The sequence below is a fragment of the Micromonospora sp. NPDC050686 genome (assembly GCF_040654475.1).
GTDB lineage: Bacteria > Actinomycetota > Actinomycetes > Mycobacteriales > Micromonosporaceae > Micromonospora.
Genome location: NZ_JBFAID010000152.1, coordinates 1 through 1,031, shown reverse-complemented (window position 1 = coordinate 1,031; position 1,031 = coordinate 1). Strand labels below are relative to the sequence as shown.

General features: G+C 64.3%; 1 protein-coding gene. It reads right to left on the bottom strand.

From position 1 onward, the window contains the following. Positions 1–22 precede the first annotated feature (22 nt). Entirely contained in the window at positions 23–937 is a 915-nt protein-coding gene (locus AB0H57_RS32870) for an IS982 family transposase (protein WP_357512650.1), read from the bottom strand. Positions 938–1,031: the final 94 nt, after the last annotated feature.

The following is a 1,031-nucleotide window of genomic DNA, read 5'->3' as shown; positions in this document are numbered from 1 at the left end:
CTAGACGATCTATTCCAAGGGTTCAGTGGTCGTACGCGGTCAGTGAGCGGAGTACGGGTTGGTTGGTGTGCCAGTTGTGCCAGATCACGGCGGTGAGCGCGAGGATGCGTTGCAAGACGCGTACGGTCACGCCGGCGGGGGTTCGTCCGCCGTGTCGTTCGAGGTCGAGTTGGTCTTTGAGGGTCTGGTTGACTGACTCGATGTTCTGGCGCAGGGCGCGCAGTAGTGCTCGTCCGGGGCGTGGCGCTTCGGTGCGGTAGGCGGGGCGGATCATGGTCACGCCGCGTTCGGCGAGTTGTTGTTCGGTGGCGGCGTCGCGGTAGCCCTTGTCCACGATGAGGATCAGTCCGTCGGGGTGGGTCATCAGGCCGGTGTCGAGGTCGAACAGGTCGGTCAGGACTTCGCGTTCGTCGGTCTTGGCGGTGGTCAGGGCGAACGCGACGGGCAGGCCGTGCATGGTGGTGACCAGGTGCAGGCGCAGGCCCCAGAAGCGACGCGAGTGTGAGGCGCAGTAGCCGTAGCTGGCCCAGCCGGCCAGGTCAGAGCGTTTGACGGTCTCGCGGGAGCGTCCGCACTCCACCGGGGTGGAGTCGGCGATGCGGACCGGGTGCTGCCACAGGTCGGTGTCCAGGGTCAGCAGCCGGATGAAGTGGGTGATCTGCGAGGTCAGGGTCCGCAGTCGCTTGTTGTATCCGGGCTGTTTGGGCAGGTCGGGAAACAGGTGGAGCAGGTTCTTGCGCGCGTAGCGGATCCACCGGGCTTCCTTGTGGTAGCTCAGCACGGACTGCAACACCGCGAGGGTGATCAACTCCGCATCGGTGATCTTCGGAGCGATACCGACCGCTGGTCGCCACCGGTTGAGCTGGGGTGACGCCTTCAGCTCATCGTCGATCTTCACGTAGAGTGCGGTGGCGAGGGTGTCCCGATCGACGTGCACGTGGCCTCCATGGTCATCGTTGCTTCGCAACGTCGATCATGGACACCCTCGCTTCTATTCGCTGCCCCGTACCCCTTGGAATAGATCGTCTAGG